At 62.2% G+C, this 19,536-nt stretch carries 18 protein-coding genes; 8 read left to right on the forward strand and 10 right to left on the reverse strand.

Features of this window, described 5'->3' with window-relative positions; all coding sequences use genetic code 11:
• Positions 1–13: 13 nt before the first annotated feature.
• Positions 14–751 carry an ABC transporter substrate-binding protein gene (locus I6L34_RS01260; protein WP_254202915.1) on the reverse strand — a complete coding sequence of 246 codons (738 nt, stop codon included), beginning with the start codon at positions 749–751 and terminating at the stop codon, positions 14–16.
• 187 nt (positions 752–938) lie between these two features.
• Positions 939–3,203, reverse strand: coding sequence for a 5-methyltetrahydropteroyltriglutamate--homocysteine S-methyltransferase (gene metE / locus I6L34_RS01265; RefSeq protein WP_216955401.1), 2,265 nt, complete (start codon positions 3,201–3,203; stop codon positions 939–941).
• A gap of 276 nt (positions 3,204–3,479) precedes the next feature.
• On the opposite strand from metE, the gene I6L34_RS01270 reads away from it, so the two are divergent.
• Positions 3,480–4,388: a LysR substrate-binding domain-containing protein gene (locus tag I6L34_RS01270; RefSeq protein ID WP_216955403.1), complete on the forward strand. Its 909-nt coding sequence runs from the start codon at positions 3,480–3,482 to the stop codon at positions 4,386–4,388.
• A gap of 6 nt (positions 4,389–4,394) precedes the next feature.
• On the opposite strand, the gene I6L34_RS01275 is transcribed toward I6L34_RS01270, so the two are convergent.
• Positions 4,395–5,330, reverse strand: a complete 936-nt coding sequence (locus I6L34_RS01275; RefSeq protein WP_216955405.1) for a LysR substrate-binding domain-containing protein — start codon at positions 5,328–5,330, stop codon at positions 4,395–4,397.
• A gap of 191 nt (positions 5,331–5,521) precedes the next feature.
• On the opposite strand from I6L34_RS01275, the gene I6L34_RS01280 reads away from it, so the two are divergent.
• From I6L34_RS01280 to I6L34_RS01290, 3 genes are read left to right on the forward strand one after another with little or no spacing between them, the layout of a single operon-like run.
• Positions 5,522–6,259, forward strand: coding sequence for an isochorismatase family protein (locus tag I6L34_RS01280; protein ID WP_041210334.1), 738 nt, complete (start codon positions 5,522–5,524; stop codon positions 6,257–6,259).
• Positions 6,260–6,318: 59 nt separating this feature from the next.
• Positions 6,319–7,218, forward strand: a complete 900-nt coding sequence (locus I6L34_RS01285; protein ID WP_216955407.1) for a pirin family protein — start codon at positions 6,319–6,321, stop codon at positions 7,216–7,218.
• Positions 7,215–8,441 (forward strand): CynX/NimT family MFS transporter, encoded by a 1,227-nt coding sequence (locus I6L34_RS01290; RefSeq protein ID WP_216955410.1) that lies wholly within the window; start codon positions 7,215–7,217, stop codon positions 8,439–8,441. Before I6L34_RS01285 ends, I6L34_RS01290 begins: the two co-directional genes overlap by 4 nt.
• A gap of 28 nt (positions 8,442–8,469) precedes the next feature.
• Here I6L34_RS01290 and I6L34_RS01295 read toward each other — a convergent pair whose 3' ends face one another.
• Positions 8,470–9,354 carry a LysR family transcriptional regulator gene (locus tag I6L34_RS01295; RefSeq protein ID WP_216955412.1) on the reverse strand — a complete coding sequence of 295 codons (885 nt, stop codon included), beginning with the start codon at positions 9,352–9,354 and terminating at the stop codon, positions 8,470–8,472.
• Between the two features lie 101 nt (positions 9,355–9,455).
• Here I6L34_RS01295 and I6L34_RS01300 point away from each other — a divergent pair, with 101 nt between their 5' ends.
• From I6L34_RS01300 to I6L34_RS01310, 3 genes are all read left to right on the forward strand, one after another.
• Positions 9,456–10,094 (forward strand): NAD(P)-dependent oxidoreductase, encoded by a 639-nt coding sequence (locus I6L34_RS01300; protein WP_216955413.1) that lies wholly within the window; start codon positions 9,456–9,458, stop codon positions 10,092–10,094.
• Positions 10,095–10,508: 414 nt separating this feature from the next.
• Complete coding sequence (locus tag I6L34_RS01305) at positions 10,509–11,552, forward strand: isopenicillin N synthase family oxygenase (protein WP_216955414.1); 1,044 nt, start codon at positions 10,509–10,511, stop codon at positions 11,550–11,552.
• Positions 11,553–11,685: 133 nt separating this feature from the next.
• On the forward strand, positions 11,686–12,849 hold the full coding sequence (locus I6L34_RS01310) for a PLP-dependent aspartate aminotransferase family protein (protein WP_216955415.1): 1,164 nt from the start codon (positions 11,686–11,688) through the stop codon (positions 12,847–12,849).
• A 109-nt stretch (positions 12,850–12,958) separates the two neighbouring features.
• Here I6L34_RS01310 and I6L34_RS01315 read toward each other — a convergent pair whose 3' ends face one another.
• The 3 genes from I6L34_RS01315 to I6L34_RS01325 form a co-directional block, all read right to left on the reverse strand.
• Positions 12,959–14,623, reverse strand: a complete 1,665-nt coding sequence (locus tag I6L34_RS01315; protein WP_216955416.1) for an AMP-binding protein — start codon at positions 14,621–14,623, stop codon at positions 12,959–12,961.
• A 98-nt stretch (positions 14,624–14,721) separates the two neighbouring features.
• Positions 14,722–15,000, reverse strand: a complete 279-nt coding sequence (locus I6L34_RS01320) for a YfcL family protein (RefSeq protein ID WP_005333639.1) — start codon at positions 14,998–15,000, stop codon at positions 14,722–14,724.
• Positions 15,001–15,099: 99 nt separating this feature from the next.
• Positions 15,100–16,215 carry an ATP-NAD kinase family protein gene (locus I6L34_RS01325; protein ID WP_216955417.1) on the reverse strand — a complete coding sequence of 372 codons (1,116 nt, stop codon included), beginning with the start codon at positions 16,213–16,215 and terminating at the stop codon, positions 15,100–15,102.
• Between the two features lie 120 nt (positions 16,216–16,335).
• Here I6L34_RS01325 and I6L34_RS01330 point away from each other — a divergent pair, with 120 nt between their 5' ends.
• Positions 16,336–17,073, forward strand: a complete 738-nt coding sequence (locus tag I6L34_RS01330) for a TerC family protein (RefSeq protein ID WP_005352619.1) — start codon at positions 16,336–16,338, stop codon at positions 17,071–17,073.
• Positions 17,074–17,169: 96 nt separating this feature from the next.
• On the opposite strand, the gene I6L34_RS01335 is transcribed toward I6L34_RS01330, so the two are convergent.
• Genes I6L34_RS01335 through I6L34_RS01345 form a run of 3 tightly spaced genes read right to left on the reverse strand, consistent with a single transcriptional unit; the run spans position 17,170 to position 19,477 of the window.
• Positions 17,170–17,658 (reverse strand): OmpA family protein, encoded by a 489-nt coding sequence (locus tag I6L34_RS01335; RefSeq protein WP_005333642.1) that lies wholly within the window; start codon positions 17,656–17,658, stop codon positions 17,170–17,172.
• A gap of 35 nt (positions 17,659–17,693) precedes the next feature.
• Positions 17,694–18,923: a diguanylate cyclase gene (locus I6L34_RS01340; RefSeq protein ID WP_139732016.1), complete on the reverse strand. Its 1,230-nt coding sequence runs from the start codon at positions 18,921–18,923 to the stop codon at positions 17,694–17,696.
• Positions 18,920–19,477: a YfiR family protein gene (locus I6L34_RS01345; RefSeq protein ID WP_005333646.1), complete on the reverse strand. Its 558-nt coding sequence runs from the start codon at positions 19,475–19,477 to the stop codon at positions 18,920–18,922. Before I6L34_RS01345 ends, I6L34_RS01340 begins: the two co-directional genes overlap by 4 nt.
• Positions 19,478–19,536: the final 59 nt, after the last annotated feature.

The raw sequence follows: 19,536 nt of genomic DNA on the forward strand, positions 1-19,536 counted from the left end.
TGGCGGCCTCGCATCAACGATAGCGTTCGACGATACGCGCCAACTCGCCGCTTTGTCGCAGCTGTTGCAGGGCCCGGTTGAACTCGGTTATCCGGGTATTAAAGCGGGAGTGCTTACCGATGCAGAGATTGAATGGGGTAGAGGCAAGCTGCAGCGGCACCTCGACCACCTGCCCGGACAATCCCAGCTGGTTGAGTTTGAAACGAGCCACCAGTGGGTCGGTCACCATCAGATCCCCCCGCCCCGCCGCCAGCATTTTGAAGACGTTATCAACATTGATGGTCTGATGAACGGTGAAGCTGGCCAGGTTCTCCTTGCCCCAGCCGTTACCGAAATAGTCGAGAAAGGTAAGCGATTTGAAGTCGCTCAAGCGGCTGGCTCGCTGAAACTCCGCCATGCGGGGATGGGCGCGCTGGGTAAAAATGGTTAGCACTGTGGTGGTAACCGGCTCTTCCACAATCAGGGTATAGCTGCGCCGCTCCCGGGTGGCGATGGTGACAAAACCATCGGCCTGCGCCATCCGCACCATTTTTTGCGCCCGTTGCCACGGATAGCCTTCGTGGTGCACCCGCAGCCCCATCTGCGCTGCCACCCGCTCCATCACATCGATCATCAGCCCGCGCATCTTGCCCTGTTCGTCACGCCACGAATATGGGGCAAAGTCGTCAAAATAGACCAGCTTCAACTCGGCCGCTGGCGCCGCCCATGCACTCTGCCACATCAGCAATCCCCACAGGATTGTGATCCTCATACCAACACCCATGGCCGCGACTCCATCCACTTCTGCCACCTCTGAGCCTAGTGCAAAGCGGGCTGCGGCAAGGATCAGGAGCAAGTGGAAAAAGTGGCCAAAGAAAAAGAGAGAGGAAGCAGTGGCTTCCCCTCTCTCGTTCGTTTGTCAGCACGCCACCTTACCGATGGCAGTCACGGCTTGCCGGTTACGCCAGCTCGGTCCGCAGCGCCTTGGTGGCATTGACCATCACCTTGAGTGCGGCTTCCGTCTCTTCCCAACCCCGGGTCTTGAGGCCGCAATCCGGGTTGACCCAGAGCCGCTCGACCGGGATCTGTTTGGCCGCCTTGCGCAGCAAGCCCTCAATCCAGCCCTGGCTCGGCACGTTCGGCGAGTGGATGTCATACACGCCCGGCCCGATCTCGTTGGGGTAGTTGAAGCGCTCGAACGCTTCAAGCAACTGCATCTGGCTGCGGCTGGTCTCTATGGTGATCACGTCCGCATCCAGCGCAGCCACCGCCTCTATGATGAGGTTGAAATCGCTATAACACATGTGGGTGTGGATCTGGGTGCTGTCCACCACAGGGCTTGCGCTCAGGCGGAAGGCGCGCACCGCCCAGTCCAGATATGCCTGGTGATCCTGCTTGCGCAGGGGCAGCCCTTCACGGATCGCAGGCTCGTCGATCTGGATGATCTTGATGCCGGCGGCTTCCAGATCCGCCACCTCGTCACGAATGGCCAGACCAATCTGCAGAGCAGACTGCTCGCGGCTCACGTCTTCCCGCGGGAAGGACCAGCAGAGAATGGTCACGGGCCCGGTCAGCATGCCCTTGACCGGCTTGTCGGTCAGGCTCTGGGCAAACTTGGTCCATTCGAGGGTCATGGGGGTCGGGCGGTCGATATCCGTGGTGATCACCGGCGGCTTGACGCAGCGGGAGCCATAGCTCTGTACCCAGCCGAAGCGGGTGATGGCAAAGCCGTCCAGCAGCTCGCCGAAATACTCCACCATGTCGTTGCGCTCGGCCTCGCCGTGCACCAGCACATCCAGCCCGATGGCTTCCTGGCGCTCGATGGCATCCTTGATCTGGGCCTGAATGCCCGCCTCGTAAGCACTGTCGTCGATGCGACCGGCCCGCCACTCCTGACGCAGCACCCGAATTTCCGAGGTCTGCGGGAAGGAGCCTATGGTGGTGGTGGGCAAGAGCGGCAGCTTGAGATCATTGCGCTGGGCCTGCGCCCGTACCGGATAGGCGCTCTGGCGATCGAAATCGCTGTTGGTCAGGCTGGCCAGACGGGACTGCACCGCTTTCTTGTGGACCCGGCTGTCGGATTCCCGATCCACGATGGGCTGACTGTAAGCGGTGATCTTGTCCAGCTCCCCTCCGTCCAGGTAGTCGGAGAGCAGCCCCAGCTCGTAGCACTTTTGCAGGGCGAAGGCGAACCAGCTGCGGGTCTGGGGATCCAGCTCGTGCTCCAGGGTCAAGTCCACCGGGCTGTGCAACAAGGAACAAGAAGAGGCAACCCAGAGCCGCTCGCCGAGCTTCTCTTTCAATGCTTTCAGCGTCGGCGCCAGCTTGGCCAGGTTGGCACGCCAGACGTTGCGACCATTGATCACACCGGCTGAGAGGACCCACTGGGCCGGCAAGTGCGGGACCAGGGTCTCCAGCTGCTCGGGGGCGGCCACCAGATCCAGGTGCAGGCCATCCACCTTCAGGCTGGTGATGATGTCGCGCTGATGGGCCACTGAGCCGAAATAGGTGGTGAGCAGCAGCTTGCAAGGGCCCGCAAGGCGCTCGTAGGCGTTGAGGTAGGCCAGCCGCCACTCGTCCGGCAAGTCCAGCGTCAGCGCAGGTTCATCGATCTGTACCCACTCCACCCCTTGGGCGGCCAACTTGGCCAGGATCTCCTGATAGACGATGAGCAGGCGATCGAGCAGTTCAAGGCGGGAGAAGCCGCTCTCTTTCTCCTTGCCGAGCCACAGATAAGAGACCGGTCCCAGCAGCACCGCCTTGACCGGCAGCCCCAGCGCCTTGGCCTCTTCCACCTCGTCAAACAGCTGGCTCCAGCCCAGCTTGAAGCGCTGATCACGGCTGAATTCCGGCACCAGATAGTGATAGTTGGTGTTGAACCATTTGGTCATCTCGGCGGCTGCCGCCGCCGGGCCGGTCGGCGCACGGCCGCGGGCCACCCGGAACAGGGTGTCGAGATCGGTCTCGCCATGGCGGTGACGGGCAGGCACCGCATCCACCAGCAGGCTGGTACCGAGCACCTGATCGTACCAGGCGAAGTCGCCCACCGGCAGCAGATTGACCCCTGCGCCGTGCTGGGCCTGCCAGTGGCGCTCACGCAGCGTCTTGCCCACGGCAACGAGTTCGGCCTGAGTGGTCTCACCACGCCAGTAGGATTCGAGGGCAAATTTCAGCTCGCGCTTGGCACCGATACGGGGGAAGCCCAGGGTGTGTGCTCGTGTCATAGGTTCATTTCCTTATGCTCATTCATCTGATGGGAAACTGGATGATTTGGCCATCCAGATGTTTACACATCCAAAATGACAAGATAAGGTGACGCTGGCTATTGAATCCTCTTCAAGTGGCTCTCAAATAATCCTCAACTGACCGCCAGTCAGGTTCACCGCGAGGATGCAGAGGCCGATTTTTACAGGTGCAAGAGGTGCCGGAGTCAAGAAGCGCAGCAGGCCACCGCCGGCCGCAACCTCAGCGCCATACGCAATCTCACAAGGAGCCATCTTATGGCAGTGCCAAGCAATGCAGGGATAGAGATCAAACACTTGAAAACATTGACCGCGCTGGCCGAGCAGGGCTCGCTGGCCGGTGCGGCGCTGACCCTCAACCTCACCCAGTCCGCCCTCTCCCACCAGCTCAAAGAGCTGGAGACCCGCCTCAATCTGGAGCTCTACCTGCGCAAAAGCCGCCCGCTGGTGCTGACCGCAGCCGGCAGCCAGCTGCTCGCCCTCGCCCGTCAGGTGTTACCTGCGCTATCCCAGACCGAGAAACAGCTGCAGGCCCTGCAGAGCGGCGATGCGGGCAGGCTGCATCTGGCGCTCGATTGCCACAGCTGCATCCAATGGCTGTTGCCGCTGTTGCCCGATTTTCGCCGCCAGTGGCCCGGCGTGGATCTGGAGGTGGAGTCTGTGCCGGGTTTTGATGCCATCAATGCCCTGCTCGGCGGTCAACTCGATCTGCTGCTCACCTCCGATGTGCAGGCCCGCGGCGATCTCCACTTCGAGCCGCTGTTCGCCTTCGATCTGACTCTGGTGATGGCGCCGGATCATCCCCTCTGCCACCAGAGTCGCATCGAGCCGGGCGATCTGGGGCCGGAGGTGCTGCTGGTCTATCCGGTGGAGCGCAGCCGCATGGATATCTTCAGCCGCTTTTTGCAACCCGCCGGGGTGGAGCCCGCCCGCTGCAAGCCGGTGGACAACACCTCTGTGATGCTGCAGATGGCCGCCGCAGGACTCGGCGTCGCCGCCTTGCCGCGCTGGGCAAGCGACGAGTTTGTCAGACAGGGGATGCTCTGCGCCCGCCCCCTCGGCAGTGGTATTCGTCGCCATATGTACGGCGCGGTGCGGGCCGCCGATCGGGATCAAGCCTGCCTGCAGAGCCTGTTCGAGCGCATTCGCCGCAAGATGGAGGGATAGCCCTCCTCAGCGTGGCTGACCGACCTCTGCCAGCAGTGCAAGCAACTGCACCTTGATAAAGTCGATGAGGGCCCTGACCGCCGGTGACAGACCGCGCCGCGCGGGATAGAGCATCACCAGCTTGCCATCTTTGGGACGCCACTCGGGCAGCAGTTGTTGCAGCCGCCCATCCGCCAGCTCATTCACGCAGGCGTAAAGTGGCAAGCCCACCATCCCGAGCCCCGCCAGCGCCGCCTGTTTGAGGGTTTGCACATTGTCGCTGCGCAGCAGCACATTGACCGCCACCTCCTCACTCTCCCCGCTATCGTGCCGCAGCCGCAACAGATCGGCCTGACGCTCCAGCGAGCTGAAGAGCAGGGCATCCTCTCCCTCCAGCTGGCTAGGGTGCGCCAGCGCATTGTGGCGCGAGAGCCACGCCGGGGTCGCCAGCACACCCCACTGCACCGTGCAGAGCGGCACCTGCACCAGGCTGGAGGGGGGCTGCTCGAAGGCCACCCCGCGGATCACCACATCCAGTCCCTCCTCCAGCAGATCCACCTGCCGATTGCTGGCTTGCACGGCGAGCCTCACCTTGGGGTATTGCGCCATAAAAGCGGGCAGCAAACGGGCAAGCAGCGCATCTGCAATGGTAATGGGCACGCTGATGCGCACCAGACCGCTCGGCTTCTGCTGCCGTTGCCGCACTGCCGCCTCTCCGGCCTGCGCTTCGGCCAGCATCGCCTGACAGTGGCGATAGAGCACCTCACCGGCATCGGTCAGGCTGAGCTGGCGCGAGGTACGTTGCAGCAGCCGGGTATCCAGCCGCTCCTCCAGCAGCCGGATCCGGCGCGAGATCCGCGACTTGGGCACGCCAAGCGCTCGCGCGGCGGCGGTGAATCCCTGTCGCTGCACCACATGGGTGAAGAGATAGAGATCATTCAAATCAAGTTCCAGTGGTGTCATCGGGCAGCCTTGGTCAGGGTGAGGTGCATTCACATCGTTCTACCAATAGAACGATAAGAACCTATTTCACCAGATTGTCGCCATTTTTGCAGCCATCATAATGGCCCTGTCCCCATCAGACGGTTGCTGCGCGGGCAATCCACCCACCAGCAAGGGCCGTTTGACTGTTCCGATATCACAAGGAGTTCACCATGAAACTGCGACAAATCTGCTCTGCCACCCTGCTCGGTCTGGCGACCCTGACCGCCACGCTGGCCACCACAGCGACACCGGCCATGGCCGCCGAGGCTGCCAGCCATCCGACCGTATCACCCAACCGCTATCTGGAGATGCTCTCCCGAGACAATGCGGTACTGCTGCTGGTCGACCATCAGGTCGGCTTGCTGAGCGGCGTGCGCGACACCACGGTGGGCGAGCTCAAGCACAACGTGGTGGCACTGGCCAACGCCGCCCGCGCCCTCGGCGTGCCGGTGATCGTGACCGCGACCATGCCCGATGGCATGTGGGGCCCCACTATGCCCGAACTGACCAGCGCCCTGCCGGATGTGAAGGTGATCAACCGCACCGTCATCAACGCCTGGGACGATCCTGCCGTGCGCGCCGCCATTGAGAAGACCGGCCGCAAACAGCTGATCATCGCCGGGGTATCCCTCGAGATCTGCGCCAGCTTCCCGGCCCTCTCTGCCAAGGCTGCCGGCTATGATGCCCGGGTGGTGCTCGATGCCTCCGGCACCTTCAACGAAGCCAAGCGCACCACTGGGCTGCAACGCTTGCTGGGGGCCGGTATCCCGGTCACCGACTACGCCTCCGCCGCGGTCGAGATGCTGCGCAGCAACGTCGACCCCAAGGCGCACGATGTCTACAGCGCCCTCGACATGCCTTTCGCCACCCTGGTGTGGCAGATGCAAGAGGGTGCCAAGAAGTCGTAACTCGCCCCGCCTTCGGTCAGATGACCGAAGGCTTCTTTTGTCTTCAAGAGGTTATATCGATGACCAGACGCCTGACTCTCTCCGCCCCCGTCAAGGGCCAACCGCTACGCATTGGCAGCGGCTTTGAAGCCAGCCATTTTGGCGAACACTTTTTCAACGGTCTGATAGACCCCGTGGTGATGGTGGATCACTTCCAGATGACCGCCCCCACCTTCGAGCCCCATCCCCACGCCGGGATCTCTGCCGTCACCTATCTGTTCGAGGATTCGACGAGCCCCCACGTCAACTACGACTCCCTCGGCAATCAGGGCCCCATCGAACCGGGCGCGCTCCACTGGCTGGCGGCCGGGCGCGGGGCCGTACATACCGAGCAGCCGGAAGGGGCATCCCCCTATGTCCACGCCCTGCAGATCTTCGTCAACCTGCCTGCCCGTCAAAAGATGATGTCGCCTTTTGCCGTCCACGCAGCCGCTGCCACCATCCCCGAGTTTCATGGCGAAGGGGTGCGAGTACGGGTGGTCGCAGGCCACAGCAACGGGATAACGGCACCACACTCGGTAGAACTGCCCCAACCCTTTACCCTGCTCGATGGCCATTGCGCGCCTGGCAGCCGCTTCACCCATCTGCTGGCGGCTGGCTGGAATGCCATGATCTATCCCCTGACCGGATCGCTAACCCTGCAGGCGGAGGGAGAGCGGCACCTCATCCCGGCAGGTCACGGGATGGGTGTCAGCCTCTCTGCCGATGGTGGCGAGGCGGTGGCTCTGCAGCTTGAGGCCACCGAGCCCTGCCACTTCGTGCTTCTCTCAGGCCAGGCGCTCAATGAACCCCTGGTCAAACATGGCCCCTTCGTCATGAACAGCCACGACGCCATTGCAGATCGGCTGCATGCCTATCAGCGCGGCGAATTTGGTCAGCTCAACGATGAGTGGCTGCGCAACGGCCAATATCGGCCATGAGCACGCTCGCTGGCCACCAGCCACAAAGCACGCGCTGGCCTCTGGTCTTCCTCGCCATTTTCGCCGGTGCCAGCGGCGCTCTCTGCCTTGGCAAAGTGCCCGCAGTGCTCGGCATACTGCGCAGCGAGCTGGGGCTGACTCTGGTCGAAGCCAGCTATCTCGCCTCAGCTTTCAATACGCTGGCGATCCTCTGCAGTCTCTTTCTCGGCCTGTTGCTGACCCGCTGGAGTGGGCGGCAAACCGGGGTTGTCGGGCTTTTGGTTATCGTCACAGGCGGGGCGTTGGCGCTGCCCGCCACCGGGCTGGCCATGATGCTGCTGTCGCGCATTGTCGAGGGGATTGGCTTTTTGCTGGTCTCGGTGGCCATGCCCGCCTTTATCGTGGCGGTGACCCGGGAGGAGGATAAGCGACTGGCCTTGAGCCTGTGGGCGGTCAACCTGCCTCTCGGGGCGGCGGCGGGTATGCTGCTCACCCCCTGGCTCACGGCGCAAGGTGGCTGGCGACTGGCCTGGCTGATCCTGATGATCCCGCAACTCTCTGCCCTGCTGCTTCTGCTCGCCAGTCGCTCGGCAGATGGGCTGCGGCTCGGGACGCCCCAAAGAGCGATCAATGTGGGCCAACCGCTGCGCCAACTCACTGCGCTCCGGCAGAAGGCACTCTGGCGCTACGGGTTGGCGTTCACGCTCTACAGCCTGATGCTATGGGCGCTCTTTGTCTGGCTGCCAACCATGTTGCAAGGCAGCCCCGGGATTGGCCAAAGCCAGATCGCCCTGCTCTCGGCACTGGCGGTGGTCGCCAATATTCCCGGCAACCTGATGGGGGCATGGCTGCTGCGCCGGGGCGTGGCGCGAGATCGGCTCATCAGCTGGGCACTGGGCCTGATGGCGCTGTGCGGCATGTTCGCCTTCTGGCCCGGCCTGTCGCCATGGTGGTCCTATGGATTGTGCCTCGTCCTCTCCCTGTCGGGTGGCATGGCGCCGCCGGCTATCCTCTCGTCTGCGCAGGGAGTGAGTCAGGGGCCGGTACAACTGGCCATCGTGCAGGGATTTTTTGTCCAGCTCGCCAACCTCGGTCAGCTGCTTGGCCCCCTGTTGCTGGCGGCCCTGATGACGGACAACGGCCAATGGGGGAACGCTCGCTGGCTCTTTCTGGGCAGCTTGCTGCTGGCAATCGGACTCTATCTGTGGCGCCGCCCGCTCGTTGGCGGGCAAGAGCCCAACTGACAGCTAGGCCAAGCCGCATTGATATGTGTCAGGAGGCGCCTGCAAAGTAGCTGCGCAGCGCCTCGACCACCCGTCGCACCTTCTCCGGGATCTCCCGCTGTGGCGTGATGGCGTGGATCTCCATCGGCTGCACCCGAAAACCGGGCAGCAGTTCCAGCAGACGCCCCTGCACCAGATCCTCGCCAATCTCCCCCTCCGGTTGCAGCGAGATCCCCTGCCCTGCCAGCGCAAACTGGCGCAGGGGCAACACGTTGTTGCAGAGCACCTTGGCCTTGAACCTCACCCTGTGTTCGCCCCCCTTCTCGTCAAGCAGCAGCAAACCGTTGCCCAGCATGTCGCCACAGAGCCAATCGTGGGCGGCCAGATCGGCGGGGGTGCGCGGCGTCCCCTTGCGCGCCAGATAGGTGGGGGCGGCGCAGAGCAGCATCCGGGTTTGCCCCAGTTTGCGGGCCACCAGAGTCGAGTCGGGCAAGGTGCCGACCCGCAATGCCACGTCAATCCGTTCGGCAATCAGATCCCGCTTTTCGTCATCGGCAATTATCTGGATGGTGAGGCCGGGGTGAGCCTGCAACAGCGGGGACAATGCCAGCGCCAGCGGCTGGCCCGCCATCCCCACCGGGGCGGTTATCCGCACTTCCCCGAGCAGGGCGTCGCGCACCTCGGAGAGGCGCAGCTCGGTCTCGTTCAGGGTCTGCTGCAACGCCCGGCAACCTTGCCACACCACCTCCCCCGCCTCGGTCAGACTGAGGCGACGGGTGGAGCGATGGAGCAGGGGCAGCCCGAGCAGGCTCTCCAGCTGGCTGATATGCTGACTGACGGCAGAGGGGGTCATGCCGAGGGATTTGGCCGCCCCTGTCATGCTGCCCGCTTCCACCACGGCAGCGAAGATGGCGTAACGTCTGAGCTGTTCCATTATTAAATCCAGCTTACAAGTGAATGCATTTTTGAGGTGATTATTAAATCATAACTGGCGGCGTAGGATAGCCCCATTCCAACAGTGAAGGAGAGTTCCCCATGAAGATTGCCCTGATCGGTGCCAGCGGTTTTGTCGGTTCAGCCATCCTGAACGAGGCCATCAGCCGCGGCCATCACGTCACCGCCATCGTCCGCGATGTCAGCAAGGTGGCCGCCCATCCGCAGGTCACCGCCGTGGCGGTGGATGCCCAAAACCCGCAGGCATTGGCCGAGGTGCTCCAGGGGCACGATCGAGTGATCAGCGCCTACAACCCGGGCTGGACCACACCGGATATCTACGACCAGTACCTCAAGGGAGCCAACGCGATTGTCGCAGCAGTCAAAGCGGCCAACAGCTGGCTGCTGGTAGTAGGTGGCGCCGGCAGTCTGGAGGTAGCCCCCGGCGTGCAACTGGTGGATACCCCGGAGTTTCCGGCCGAGTGGAAACAGGGGGCGCTGGCGGCCCGCGACGGTCTCACCGCCCTGCGCCGTGAAACCACCCTCGACTGGCGCTTTGTCTCTCCCCCGGTGTTCCTGGAACCGGGCGAGAAGCGCGGCGGCTATCGGATTGGTGGCGATCAGGTGCTGTTCAGTGGCGAACAGCCTGCCGGGATCACCGCCGGTGATCTGGCCGATGGCGTGCTGAACGAGGTGGAAAAACCGGCTCACCAGCGCCAGCGCTTTACCTTGGGTTACTGAGAGCCCACAGTCGGTTAAGGCCAGAGATGCGCGGTCACTCACCTACGCACCCGGTCAGGTGAACACCCGCTCAAACAGAAGGGAGGCATCCGCCTCCCTTCTGTTTTGGCCATTTTTGCCGCTGGCAGCTTGCCTCCCAATCATTCCCTTTTTAGCTCTCAATGGCGGCGCAAAAACCCGTCAGCCCATCAGGATCCGAATTCCATTTCGAATTTTGTATATAACTAAGAATAATTTGTTGTTTCCGTCTTATAACACCGAACAGTAGCATCCCCTTCATTCCAGATGGCGCCACACCGCAAGCGCATACCGCCACACTGTCGCGCCATCCCGTTTGCCGCTCATCAGGCCAGCCCGCACCAGAGGCAGCAGAAGAGATGGCGCCAGAGATAACGAAAGAGTGAGGAGGTGCACATGGAACATTCACCACTGCCGATCATCGATCTGGCTGCCCTCAACGGGGCACCCGACCTGCGTCGCCCTATGTTGGCCAGGCTGGCCGCGGCCGCCCGCGACGTCGGCTTTTTCTATCTGACAGGGCATGGTCTGAGTGACGCCGAGCAGCGAGAGACTCTGGCGCTGGCAGAGCGCTTCTTTGCCCTGCCGGAGCAGGAGAAGCTGGCGGTGCAGATGGTCAACAGCCCCCACTTTCGCGGCTATAACCGGGTCGGTGCCGAGCTGACCCGAGCGCGGCCGGATCTGCGCGAGCAGTTCGATATCATGAATGAGGCGCAAGCCCTGCCTGCGGTCCTGCTCCGTGAACCCTGGCAGCGGCTGATCGGTCCCAACCAGTGGCCGACCGCCCTGCCCGAGATGAAAACCCATCTGCTGGCGTGGCAGGATCGGCTGAGCGATATCACCCTCATCCTGCTGGCTGCTTTTGCCGAGGTGCTGGAGCAACCGGCCCAAGTGTTTGACGCCAGCATTCGCGGCGCCCCCTATCAGCACATGAAGCTCATTCACTACCCGGGGCAAGAGGCGGGCGGCAGCAGTCAGGGGGTCGGCGCCCACAAGGATCCCGGCTACCTGACGCTGGTGATGCAGGACAATCATTCAGGGCTTGAGGTCGAGACGGCCGACGGCTGGATCTCTGCGCCCCCTCTGCCGGGCGCTCTGGTGGTCAATATCGGCGAGCTGCTGGAGCTGGCTTCCAACGGCTATCTCAAGGCGACCCTGCATCGGGTGGTGAGCCCGCCGCCCGGCGTCTCGCGCCTCTCCTGCGCCTTCTTTATGGCGGCGCGGCTCGATGCCACCGTGCCGCTGCTCAGCCTCTCCCCCGCGCTGGCAGCGCAGGCGCAAGGGCCGGAGAGTGACCCGACCAACCCGCTCTTCTATCAGGTGGGGGAGAATGTGCTGAAAGGGCGGCTGCGCTCCCACCCGGATGTGGCGGCGCGTCACTATGGGCCGGTGGAACCCGCTCGCCTTCCACGCACTGAAAGCGAAGCGGTACCGGCCTAAGCAACGCTGAGATCCGCAGGCGGGTATATGCATAAGCCACAAGCAGCATGGATATACCCGCCCTGACAAAAACAACAAGCAACGAACAACAAAACAAGTCATGGCCAGAGCCTGGCCATCACGGAGCAACACGATGAAATTCAAGACCATGAGCGTACACAGCGGCCAGCGGATCGACCCCCAGACCGGCGCCCTCACCACCCCGCTCTACCAGAGCAGCACCTTCAGCTACTTCAACGCCCAGGCGGGCAAGGAGCGCTTTGCAGGTCAAGCCCCGGGTTTTATCTACAGCCGCTTTGGCAACCCCACCACCGCCGAGCTGGAGCAGAAGCTGGCAGCCCTCGAAGGAGCCGACGAAGCACTGGTGGTGGCGAGCGGCATGGCGGCGGTGAGCGCCATCATGTATGCCCTGGCCGACAGCGGTGATGAAGTGGCCTATATCGGCCCGCTCTACGGCGGCACCGATGCCTTCCTCAAGCAAACCTTCAGCCGCGCCGGCATCAAGGTCACCGCTTACGAGAGCGATCGGGATCTGCTGGCCAACATCCGCCCCGCCACCAAGGTGGTACTGTTCGAAACCCTGACCAACCCCACCCTCAAGGTGGTGGATCCGCGGCTGGTGGTGGAAGCGGCCCGCAAGGTGGGCGCCATTACAGTGTGTGACAACACCTTCCTCACCCCCTACCTGCTGCGCCCGCTGGAGCTCGGGGTCGATGTGGTGATGCACAGCGGCACCAAATATCTGGGCGGCCACGGCGACATCATCGCCGGGGTGGTGGCAGGCTCTCACGCCCTGATGAAATCGATCCGCACCGTGGCCCTCAAGCATATCGGCTCCCCCATCGGCCCGCAGGAGGCCTACCTGCTGCAGCGCGGGGTCAAAACCCTGCCGCTGCGGATGGATGCCCACCTGCACAATGCCCAGAAAGTGGCCGAGTTTCTGGCCACCCATCCGGCGGTGAAGAAGGTGATCTACCCGGGGCTTACCAGCCATCCGGGCCACGATGCCCTCGGCGCCTTCGCCAGCGGCTTTGGCGGCATGGTGAGCATTGAGCTGGAAGGCGGGTTTGAGCGCTGCGCCACCCTGCTCGATAACCTGCAACTGTTCGTGCAGGCGGTGAGTCTGGGGGATCTCGAGAGTCTCGCTTGCCATCCGGCCAGTACCACTCACGCCGCCATGGACGAGGCGAGCCGCCTCGCCGCCGGGGTCAACGACGACCTCATCCGCTTCAGCATCGGGGTGGAAGATGCGGACGATCTGATCGCCGATCTGGCCGCCGCACTGGCGCAGATCTAACCGGGCGCGCTTTTACTCGCCGACAAAACAGCGGCGAGTGAAATGCCCCAAACACAACAACGGCCCATCAAGGGCCGTTGTTGTTTGGTGCGCTATGGAAAGACGGGAGTTACTCCTCCCATACCACCACCTGGGATGAGGGCCAGCGATCCCCGACCTGGGCGTACTTTTGCTCCAGCAGGTGACGCTTGATCTTCATGGTGGGAGTCAGCACACCGTTCTCGATATTCCAGGGGGTTTTCACCACCAGAATGCCGCGAATTTTGGCATGAGATTCCAGCTGATCGTTGACCCGTACCCGCGCCGCTTCCAGTCTGGCATTCACCTCCTCCCGATTGCCCTTCATGGCGCTCTCGGCCAGCTGAACCAGCGCAATGGGCTGCGGCATGCCGTAACCAATCACGCAGAGCTGTTCGATAATGGGCTCCTGCCCCAGCAGTCCCTCGATGGGCACCGGCGCCACATACTTGCCCTTGGCGGTCTTGAACACATCCTTCATCCGGCCGGTGATGGTGAGATAACCCTCCTTGTCCAGCTTGCCCATGTCACCGGTGTGGAGCCACCCCTCGGCATCGATGGCCTCGGCACTGTGCTCGGGATCCTTGTAGTAACCCAGCATCATCCCTTCGCAGCGGCAGAGGATCTCCCCTTCGTCAGAGATCTTGATGTTCACCCCGATCCCCGCCTTGCCGACGGTGCCGATCTTGTCGGCGCGGAACGGGTAGTTGATGGTGGAGTAGGCGTGGTTCTCGGTCATACCCCAGGCTTCTGTCACCTTGAGGCCGATGCTCAGATACCACTCAAGCAGCGCAGGGGAGACAGGCGCTGAGCCGCAGCCGAGTACCCGGGCCTGATCCAGCCCAAGCCCCTTTTGCAGCTTGCGTTTGATAAGGCCGGAGATAAGCGGGATCTTGAGCAGCAACGCCAGTTTGTTCTGGGGCAGCTTCTCGTGGATCTTGATGCGGAACATGGCCCACAGCCGCGGCACCGAGATAAAGACGGTGGGACGGCAGCGTTTGACATCTTCGATAAAGGTGTCGAGGGATTCAGGGAACGCGATGGTAGCGCCGCCATAGAGGCTGCCGCCGTAGATGTAGACCCGCTCGGTAATGTGGGCCAGCGGCAGATAGGAGAAACCCCGATCGGCCTGGCTCAGGCTCACCGTCTCCACCAGCTTCTCGCACGACCAGGCGTAACGCTCGACGCTCAGCATGGCCCCTTTCGGCTTGCCGGTACTGCCGGAGGTGTAGACCAGACTCAGCAGGGAGTCAGGGGCCTGCACCGGGCTGTCAGGGATCGGCTCATGCGCCTCCAGCAGATCGTCCCACTGGTGGCTGGCTGGCATGGTGTCATAGGGGAAGGCGATGCGCAGCAGATCGGCGGGTACGCCCGCCTCCTGACTCTTCCAGTCATCCAGCTTGCCGACGAAGATCGCTTTGGCCTCGCTATGGCGCAGCACATATTCGATGGTATCGACGTTGGCAGTCGGGTAGATGGGCACGCTCACATACTGCCCCATCTGCATCGCCAGATCGGCGATAAACCACTGGGCGCAGTTCTTGGAGAGCAGCGCCACCTTGTCACCGGCCACCAGACCGAGGTGACGCAAGGCCGTCACCATCCGCCGCGCTTCATCGGCCACTTCACCCCAGGTGAAATCGACATATTCGCGGTTGATGGTTTGACGCAGGTAGGTTCGATCAGGACACTGCCGCTCCCAGTGATAGAGCATCTCGAGCGGCAGTTTATTGGCAATGCGTGAGGAGGAGGCCATAGTTTAATCCCTGAAACAAAAGGCGAAACTTATTATTAACCTTTCACTAACTTCAGGGGAAGGATAAACTCAAACTTCAGTTTGAATTGTGTATCCGATCAAGCTTCTGCGTCTTGTTGCAAACGACTCCACATCGCCTGCACCAGTTTTTCATCCTCTTCAGAAAGCTCACCTTGCAAGATCGCCTCGTTGAGGCTGCGCAGCACATAGCTCTTGACGTCCCGCACCAGGGTCTTGCCTTCCAACTCGGCCCGGGCAACGGCCAATGAGATATGACCTCGCAGGTAACCCCCCGCAAACAGCTCATCGTCGGTCGCGGTAGCAACCATGCTGTCGATCAGTCCCAACAACTTGTGCTCAAAATCGTGAATCGTCATGTAACGCAGCCTCATTTGCGGCAAAAAATTCGGGGGTATGGAACCGCAATCCGGTTGATTGCAGCTCTCTGGCGCCAGGCCAGCAGCGTCCTTGGCGTCCTATTCCGGGTTGGCCACCGGGTAGATGACCTGATCCTTGTATCCCGTGGTTATTCGCAGATAACCACGCAACGCCCGGTTTAATTCGGGATCATCGGTGTCCACCAGCAGCGGCCTGCCCGCAAGGGCGGCAAGCTTGGCTTTGGTTGCCAGCACCTGGATATTCTCCAGCCCGACACACCGAATCACCTCAGGACTCAATTGCTGATTTCCGCGCCCGAACAGATGTCCCTGTCCGCCGATCAGGGTAATGATCAGTCGGCAGCGACGGCCGCGGATCCGGGTCAGGATCTCGGCGGCGCTGAGATCCTGCCCGATAAGTCGGCCATTTTCCACCAGATCCACACCGAGCAAAGTATTTTCCAGACCGAGCTCTGCCATACAGGCTGCCACCGTGCTGCCGGAGCCCATCAGATAGAGGGTATCGGGCTCCATCTGCTCCACCACACCGGCGGCGAGATCCGCCAAGACCAGCTCTTCGGACTCCTTGCCCCCCTGTTTTACCGCCTGTACGTAACGCAGATCGCCGGGCACCTTCAGCTGGCCGTAGTGGCGGGCCCGCACCTTGCCCGCGCGAAACGCCTCCTCGTCGATGTCGCGCACCTCGGCATCGATCAGGCTGAGCAGTTCCCCTGCGATCATCCGCGCCACCACCCGCCCGCTGGCGGCAGGCGTCACCCCGTAGACGCCGGAGTGGATCTTGCACCCCGCGGGAATGCCGAGCACATGGCAAGACTCCCCCACCGCGGCGCAGATATCCCGCGCCGTGCCATCGCCACCGGCAAACAGCAGCAGATCGACCCCGGCTTCGCGCATCAACTCAGCGGCGTGGCGGGTATCATCGGCCGAGGTGCTCTCCCCGACCGGTTGATAGATGACCCGACAGGGCAATCCCAGCTCTCGGGCCACCGCCTCCCCCATCTCTCCCGCCACCGTCAGCAGTTCGAACGGGACGCTCAGCTCGCACAGTGGCAACAAGGCTTGCCGCGCCCGCTCCTGCGCCTTGGGCACGGCACCACGAGCAAGCGCCTCATCCACCACGCCGTCACTGCCCTTGAGCCCCACTGCGCCACCAATCCCGGCGACCGGATTAATAATGAACCCTAATCGAAACATGCCACCCTCCCTTGCGATGGCCACCATTTTTATCTTTTCCCCCCTCTGGGACAAGCAGTGGCGCCCCTGCTAGAATGCGCTGCTTCAATTTTCCAACCAATTTTCAACCAAGGTTCAATCATGCTGGAATGGGTTCTTGATCCCTCTGCCTGGGTCGCACTCGCCACCCTTACCCTGCTCGAGATCGTGCTGGGCATCGACAACATCATCTTTATCTCCATCCTGGTAGGTCGCCTGCCGGAGGCGCAGCGTCAAAAAGCGCGTATTCTGGGTCTGGGGCTCGCCATGGGTACCCGGATCCTGCTGCTGCTCTCGCTGGCCTGGGTGATGCGCCTCACCGATCCGCTCTTCACCGTGCTGGGTGAAGCCATCTCCGGCCGCGACCTGATCCTGCTGCTGGGGGGCCTGTTCCTCATCGGCAAGAGTGCCCACGAGATCCACGTCACCCTGGAAGGGGCGGCCGAGCCGGAGAGCGTCAGCAAAGCGGCCTCGGGCTTTATCAGCACCCTGATCCAGATCGCCATCCTCGATATCGTGTTCAGCCTCGACTCGGTGATCACCGCGGTCGGCATGGCCGATCACGTGCCGGTGATGGTGCTGGCCATCATGATCGCCGTCTTCATCATGATGTTTGCCGCCAAATCCATCGGTGATTTCGTCGATGCCCACCCCACCATCAAGATGCTGGCCCTCTCCTTCCTCACCCTGGTGGGCTTCGCCCTGATGGCCGAGGGGATGGACCTGCATATTCCGAAGGGCTACATCTACTTCGCCATGGCCTTCTCGCTGGTGGTGGAGATGATCAACATCCGCCTGCGCAGTCATCACGACAATAACGGGCAAAATAGCGCGCAGTAACCCTGCCCCCACATGCCCTCGCGACCCCAGCTGTCGCGATCAAAAAGAGCGCAGGTCGGGCGCTCTTTTTTATGGGTAATGAAATGATGAGAAGGGTTATTGATCGCTGATGACGATGGCAACCCGGCGGTTGGCGGCCCGGCCCTCTCTGGTCTTGTTATCCGCCAGCGGCATGGTCTCGCCACGGCCATGGATCTCCAGATTGGCCGGCTTCATGCCGACCGAGACCAGCACATCGGCCACTGACTGGGCCCGCTTCAGGGAGAGCTGCTGGTTGTAGCTGCTCTCACCGGTATTGTCGGTGTGGCCATCCACCCGCGCCTTGTCCAACCCTACGCCAAGCAGTGTTTTACCCAGTTTTTCAACGGATTGGCGAGTCTGGGGATTGAGCGCCCCCACGTTGTTGGCAAACAACACCCGGTTGGCCAGATCCAGCGTCCACCCCTCATCGGTCAGATAAAAGCCCTGCTCCTTGAGCACGGCGATCTGCTCCGGGGTCAACCCTTTGGGCGCGCTCTGGCAACCGGCCAGCAGTGACAACATCAACCCCAGCAGGGTCACTTTCAACAGGTGGGTGATCTTCATGGTTTGCTCCTTGTTTATGTTGTTATTCTTGCCAGTCAGGCGATGGTTTGCTGTTCGCTGCGGCGCGCCCGTTTCGCCAGATACATGGCTGCATCGGCCTGATCACACAGCACGCTGGCACTCATGCCCGCCTGATAGACGGCGAAGCCGACACTCACCTCGGCCACCAGCTGACGACCGTCACGCAGCGCCACCGGTTCGCTCATCGCCTGCTGGATGCGGCTAATCACCTCTTCCACCTCATGCTGTCGCTGGAGTGGGCCAACCAGCACCGCAAACTCGTCACCACCGAGGCGAAACACCAGATCATCCGGACGCAGCTGATGTTGCACCCGTCTTGAGAGCGCGATCAGCACATCGTCACCGGCGTTATGCCCCAGCGTGTCATTAATTTGCTTGAAACGATCGCAGTCGAGATAGAGCAGCGCAAATCCCTCTTGCTCGCCGAGGGAGATGGCCTGCGCGAGCCGCGCTTCAAACAGGGCGCGATTGGGCAGTCCGGTAAGGGCATCGTGAGTCGCCTGATGGAGCAGGCTGGCATTTTCGCGGGCCTGCTGGGCCTGCCAGGCTTGCAGCTCGTCCAGCAGGGAGTTGAAGTCATCCCCCAACTCGTTAATCTCGACGATATCGGCCGGTGGCGCCCGCATCCCCAAGGTGCGCTGTCGGCGTACCGAGTGGGCGACAAGTGCCAGTTTACGCAGCGGTGCGGTGATGGAGACCTGCATCCGGTCGGCCACATAGAGTGCCACCATGGCGCTCAGCATCAGACAGACCACCATCACCAGCAGCGCCGAGAGCAAAAACAGCAACAGATATTCACCGTGGCCGCGCAGCTCGATGGTGGCGATCTGCTCGCCACCCCGCAGCATGGGGAGTTTGACAGGCCCCGGCATCAGCAGTTGGGCCAGATAGTCTTCGAGCGTCACCAGCGGGTTGCTTCTGGGGCGCTCCCAACTGGCGAGCAGCTGGCCATTGGTCAGCACGATAGTGGCTTCGGCCACCTCTTCCTTGGCAACGATGCCGCTAAGTGCCTCGCTCGCCGCCTCCTCATCGTGGAACACCACCGCCGCCTCGGCGCTGTAGCTGATGGCGCGAGCTACCAGCTCCAGATTGTGGTCGGCGTAAAAACGCACTACCAGCAGGGCCACCAGAGTAAAAAAGAGTCCTGCCACGCTGACGGCTGTGATGGCGGCCACCAGATGGGTTCGCCCCAGGCTCTGACGCAGGGTCAGACGGCGGGGAGCCGCGCTCACCTGTCGTCTCATGGAACCCCCTTGTCGGCATGGGCCAGCTTGAGCACGGCGGGATGCACCCGCACGCCGCTCAGGGCCAGGGCATCGAGGTTCACTTTAAACCGCACCCGCACGCTGTCCGGCGAGGTCTGCAGGCAGAACACCGAGCTGGTGGAGCAGTCGTGGTTGTATTCGCTGATGCTGAGCACTGGGTGTCCCTGCAGGCGGGCAAACAGCGCAATCCGAGTCGGCTCGTCGAGCACCCCCAGATAGAGCACATCGCAGTGATCGCTGATGGCCGGATCGCTCGCCTCGTAACGATGGACCTGCACGGTACGGCCATTGGCCTGACGATCGATGGTAAAGAGGGCGCCGGCATATTCGGTCGGCGCCGCCACGCACATACGCAACACCGCAGGTTCGGTGGGCCAGCGGGTGTAACTCATGATATCGAGCACCAGCTCCCTGACCGCCGTCGCCCGGCTCTCCGCGGCCGTTTCCGCCAGCGCGCGGGGCAACAGCAGGCCAAACGCAACCAACAGGAGCGCCAGACGGGCAGTTAAACGGGGGGAAAAGAGTAACAGCATGATCGGGAGGTGGTCGCCTTGACAATACCGCTGCTATGGCATTGCGGTTCGGGTACATG

Origin of the sequence: Aeromonas sp. FDAARGOS 1404, assembly GCF_019047085.1 — a bacterium.
In the GTDB taxonomy this organism is placed as follows: Bacteria; Pseudomonadota; Gammaproteobacteria; order Enterobacterales; family Aeromonadaceae; genus Aeromonas; species Aeromonas veronii.